The organism is Stenotrophomonas sp. SMYL8, assembly GCF_036320065.1.
Taxonomy (GTDB): domain Bacteria; phylum Pseudomonadota; class Gammaproteobacteria; order Xanthomonadales; family Xanthomonadaceae; genus Stenotrophomonas; species Stenotrophomonas maltophilia_A.
The window spans coordinates 57,053-62,034 of sequence record NZ_JAWIRR010000027.1 but is presented as its reverse complement, the minus strand read 5'-3'; the positions used below and the strand labels follow the sequence as shown (position 1 = coordinate 62,034).

Annotated in this window: 2 protein-coding genes; one reads left to right on the top strand and one right to left on the bottom strand. The window is 68.4% G+C overall.

Going from position 1 to position 4,982, the window contains the following annotated elements; genetic code table 11:
- Positions 1 to 98: 98 nt before the first annotated feature.
- Positions 99 to 2,894 (bottom strand): bifunctional [glutamate--ammonia ligase]-adenylyl-L-tyrosine phosphorylase/[glutamate--ammonia-ligase] adenylyltransferase, encoded by a 2,796-nt coding sequence (glnE, locus tag V3B25_RS17850; RefSeq protein WP_329811101.1) that lies wholly within the window; start codon positions 2,892 to 2,894, stop codon positions 99 to 101.
- Between the two features lie 475 nt (positions 2,895 to 3,369).
- Here glnE and V3B25_RS17845 point away from each other — a divergent pair, with 475 nt between their 5' ends.
- On the top strand, positions 3,370 to 4,884 hold the full coding sequence (locus tag V3B25_RS17845) for an acetyl-CoA hydrolase/transferase family protein (protein WP_099551328.1): 1,515 nt from the start codon (positions 3,370 to 3,372) through the stop codon (positions 4,882 to 4,884).
- Positions 4,885 to 4,982: the final 98 nt, after the last annotated feature.

Here is a 4,982-nt window from a genome sequence, read left to right as displayed (position 1 = left end):
TCGCCACGCCCAGCAGAACTCATCGCTGCCGACAGATTGTGCCGACCAACGGTCGGCACCCACCCAAAGCAGGCCATTGCGCTGGCGGGTGCCCCCACTCAGGCGAACGGCAGCTCCGCGGCGATGCACGCTGCCGTAATCGCCGCACACGCCTCTTCAATCGCCGGCGTGGTCGGTGCCAATCGCGGGCGCCGGTCCAGCGTGCAGGCCAGGCCAACATCCAGCAACGTGGCATGTGCTCCGTGCAGCGCCTGCGCGGTGTCTTCCGGCAGGAATCCCGCAACTGCCAACGCATCGATCAACGACGGCGTGTCGCGAGGCTGCAGCAACGCCGCATGCCGCGCACTGCGCGCCAATACGCCGGTCTGCAGCAGGAACTCCAGGTCCACCACGCCACCCGCGCCCTGCTTCAGGTCCAGCCGCGCGGCATCGCTGCGGTCCAGTTCGGTGCGCATGCGGCCGCGCATCTTCAGCACGTCCGCGTACAGCACACTCGTGTCGCGCTCACGCCCAAGCGTCTGCGCACGCACCTGCTCGAAGTCGGCCAGCAGGCTGGCATCGCCGGCCACGCCACGCGCGCGCACCAGTGCCTGGTGTTCCCAGGTCCACGCGCGTTCGCGCTGGTATTCGGTGTAGCTGGCCAGCGAAGACACCAGTGAACCCTTGCCGCCATCCGGGCGCAGGCGCACGTCGATGTCGTACAGGCGCCCGGCGGCGGTCACCGCACCGAGCAGCGCCATCACCTTCTGCGCGAGGCGCGCATACCAGCGTCCCGGCTCCAGCGGACGCGCGCCATTGCTGGCATCCACGCCGGCCGGGTTGTCGTGCAGGAACACCAGGTCCAGATCGGAACCGAAGCCCAGCTCAAGCCCACCAAGGCTGCCGTAGCCGATGATCGCGAAGCGCCCGCCGGGAATCTCGCCGTGTGCGGCATGCATGTCCGCTTCGGCCATCGCCAACACGTTGACCACCACGGCCTGCGCCAGCTCGGCCAGTTGACGCGTGCTATCGACCGCACCCTGGCGGCCATCCAGCGTGGCCATCGCCATGCGGAAGCTGAGTGCCAGCCGCGTTTCATTGAGCCAGCGCAGTGCGGATTCGGGATCTTCCACCGCCAGTACCTGCTGGCACTCCGCCAGCATTCCGGCGGCATCCGGCATCGGCCCGGACACGCGCACGTCCAGCAGTTCGTCCAGCAGCAGCGGATACGCCGCCAACCGTTCGGCCAGCAGCGCGCTGCGCGCCAGCACGTCCACCAACCGCGCCAGTGCGCTGGGCTGTTCGTCCAGCAAGGCGAGATAGCTCGTCCGGCGCAGCACCGCCTGCAGCAGGCCGAGCACGCGCTTGAGCGCGGCATCCGGCTGCGGCGAACGCGTGGCTGCATGCAGCAGCGCGGGCAGCACGCGATCCAGCCGCGCACGCGCGGCATCGGACAACGACTTCACGCCGGTGCCCTGGGCGAAGTCGCGCAGCGACTGGTCAGCGCCGTTGGCATCGAGGAAACCGGCTTCGGCCAGCAGCGGTGCGTTGCTGCCTTCGGGCAGGCTGCGCCAGTAGTTGGCCAGCGCATCGGGCGCGGCCTGGCCCTTGCGCGGTGCCAGCAGCGCGGCGAATTCAGTACTGACGCGCTGCTGCTGTTCGGCCAGCGCCGCGCGCAGCACCTCCCAATCCGGATAGCCCAGACCCACGGCGATGCGTTCGCGGTCGAGCGCATCACTGGGCAACACATGGGTCTGCGCGTCACGCAGCATCTGCAGGCGGTTCTCCAGGCGCCGCAGGAACAGGTACGCCTCGCGCAGCGCGCTGCCATCCTCGGGCGCGATCTGCCCGGCGGCCACCAGTGCGTCCAGCGCCACCAGCAGCCGACGCTCGCGCAATGCCGGTTCGCGACCACCGCGGATCAGCTGCAGCGCCTGGCACAGGAATTCGATCTCGCGGATGCCACCGGCACCGCGCTTGATGTCGTCGTGCAGTTCGCGGCGTGCGACTTCAGCGGTGATGGCCGCCTTCATTTCGCGCAGGCCGTCTAGCGCGGTGAAATCCAGGTAGCGGCGGTACACGAACGGGCGCAGGGTCTGCAGCCACGCCTCACCGGCCTCGATATCGCCGGCCACCGCGCGCGCCTTCAGCCAGGCATAGCGCTCCCAATCACGGCCCTCGCGCTGGAAATACTGGTCCATCGCCGCGAACGAGAGTGCAACGCGGCCGGCGCTGCCGAACGGACGCAGGCGCAGGTCGACGCGGTGGCTGAAGCCATCGACGGTGGTTTCATCCAGCAGCTTGGCCAGGCGCTGGCCGAGACGGGCGAAATATTCTTCCGCCGCCAACGGACGCGGTCCATCGGATTCACCTCCCTGCGGATAGGCGTAGACCAGGTCCACATCGGAACTGAAGTTGAGCTCGCCACCGCCCAGCTTGCCAAGGCCGAACACCACCAGCTGCTGCGGCGCGCCTTCGCCGTCGCGGACCACGCCGTGGCGCTGGGCGAATTCCTGCTGCAGGGCGTCCAGTGCCAGCCGCAGGCAATCTTCGGCAAGGGCGGTGGCGCCAGCGAGGGTCTGCGCCACGTCGTCCAGACCGGTCAGATCGCGCCAGATCAGCCGTGTGGACATTGCCGTGCGCCAGCGCCGTATCTGCGCCGGCCAGTCGCTGGGCTGCAGAGGATCGAGCACCGGCGCCGGGATCGGCGGGCAGCCGGGCGCGGCCAGCTGTGCCAGCAAGGCCGGTTGCCGCACCAGGGTGTCCAGCGCGAAGTCGCTGGTCACCGCCAGCCGGGTCAGCAACGGCAGCAGGTCGGCCGGGACGGGCTCGGGCAGGACCTGTGCCAGGCGCGCCAGCGCGCGGTCGACAAGGGGCTGCAGGGAGGCGGGCAGGTCAGCGGGGGCGAGGGTCATGGGCTGATTGTATCGACCCGTTAACGCCGGCCGCTGCCCAGCGAATCCGATGACCCGGTAGTGCCGGCCGCTGGCCGGCAGATCCGACGATCCTACCGAAGGTTACTGGGGTTGCCGGCCAGCGGCCGCGGGGGGGCGCGGCCGGGGCCCTCCACCTCCCACCACCCCCCGGGGGGGGGGGGGGGGGCCGGCCCCGCGCCCGGCACTACCGATAATGGAGACCGCGTATTCATACTGGACGACAGGCAATAAAAAAGCCCGCTTGCAGCGAACTGCCAGCGGGCTCTGCTCCCTCCCCCACGTCGGGATGCAGGTCCATCGTGCGGGCTGCGAAAGCACTTTGCACGCTGCACTGCAAAACAAAACCGGCGGGTTTGGGTGACCCCTGCGGGAAAAGCCATTCCACGAAGGTAGAACCCCCCGTACGGATGAGGATGGCCGATAATCGGAATTCCCCCCAGCAACACGTGTCGTCATGTCTGTTGATCGCATCGCCAACGCGCGTCTCCGTGACCGCGTGGTCTCCGCAGAAGCCGCAGCCGCACTGATCCAGCCCGGTGAAACCGTGGCCATGAGCGGCTTTACCGGCTCCGGGTATCCCAAGGCCGTTCCTGTCGAACTGGCCCGCCGCATCGAAGCGGTGCATGCCCAGGGCCAGCCCTTCCAGATCAGCCTGATGACCGGCGCCTCCACCGCGCCGGAACTCGATGGCGCGCTGGCCAAGGCCGATGGCATCGCCATGCGCATGCCGTTCCAGAGCGACCCGGATGCGCGCAACCGCATCAACGAGGGCAAGCTGGATTACATCGACATCCACCTCAGCCACGTGGCCCAGCACGTGTGGTTCGGTTTCTATGGCGAGATCGATACCGCCGTGATCGAAGTCTCGGCCATCCGCGAAGACGGTTCGCTGGTGCCCTCCACCTCGGTCGGCAACAACAAGACCTGGCTGGACCTGGCCAAGAAGGTGATCGTCGAGGTCAACGAATGGCAGCCGGCCGGCGTCGACGGCATGCATGACATCTACTACGGCACCGCGCTGCCGCCGCACCGCAAGCCGATTCCGCTGGTGAACGCCAACGACCGCATCGGCGACACCGCGCTGCGCTGCGACCCGGACAAGATCGTGGCCGTGGTGCGCACCAACGGCCCGGACCGCAACAGCCCGTTCAGCCCGATCGATGCGACCAGCGAGCAGATCGCTTCGCACCTGATCGAGTTCCTGCAGCACGAAGTGAAGAAGGGCCGCCTGCCGCCGAACCTGCTGCCGCTGCAGTCGGGCGTGGGCAATATTCCGAACGCGGTGCTGGCCGGCCTGGCCAAGAGCGGCTTCCGCGACCTGGCCGCGTTCACCGAAGTGATCCAGGACGGCATGCTCGACCTGCTGCGTGACGGCGTGCTGAGCTATGCCTCGTGCACCGGCTTCGCGCTGAGCCCGCAGGCCAACGAGACGTTCAAGGAGAACATCGATTTCTACCGCGAGCGCATCATCATGCGCACGCAGGAGATCTCCAACCATCCGGAACTGGTGCGCCGCCTCGGCTGCATCGGCATGAACGGCATGATCGAGGTGGACATCTACGGCAACGTCAATTCGACGCACGTGATGGGCACGCGGATCATGAACGGCATCGGCGGTTCCGGTGACTTTGCCCGCAACGGTTTCCTGTCGGCGTTCCTGAGCCCGTCCACCGCGAAGAACGGCACCATCTCGGCGATCGTGCCGATGGCCAGCCACGTGGACCACACCGAACACGACGTGTCGGTGATCGTCACCGAACAGGGCCTGGCCGACCTGCGTGGCCTGACCCCGCGCAAGCGTGCGCAGGTGCTGATCGACAACTGCGCGCACCCGGATTTCCGCCCGCAGCTGCAGGACTACTTCGACCGTGCCAGCCGCGAGAGCTACGGCAAGCACACCCCGCATCTGCTGCCGGAAGCGTTGTCGTGGCACCAGCGTTGGCTGGATACCGGCACGATGAAGGGCTGAGATCCGGAGACTCTGGTAGAGCCGGGGGGGGGGGGGGGGGCCCCCCCCGGCCGCCCCGCGGCCGCGCGGGCCGCGAGGGGGGCGGCGCGGGCGCCCCC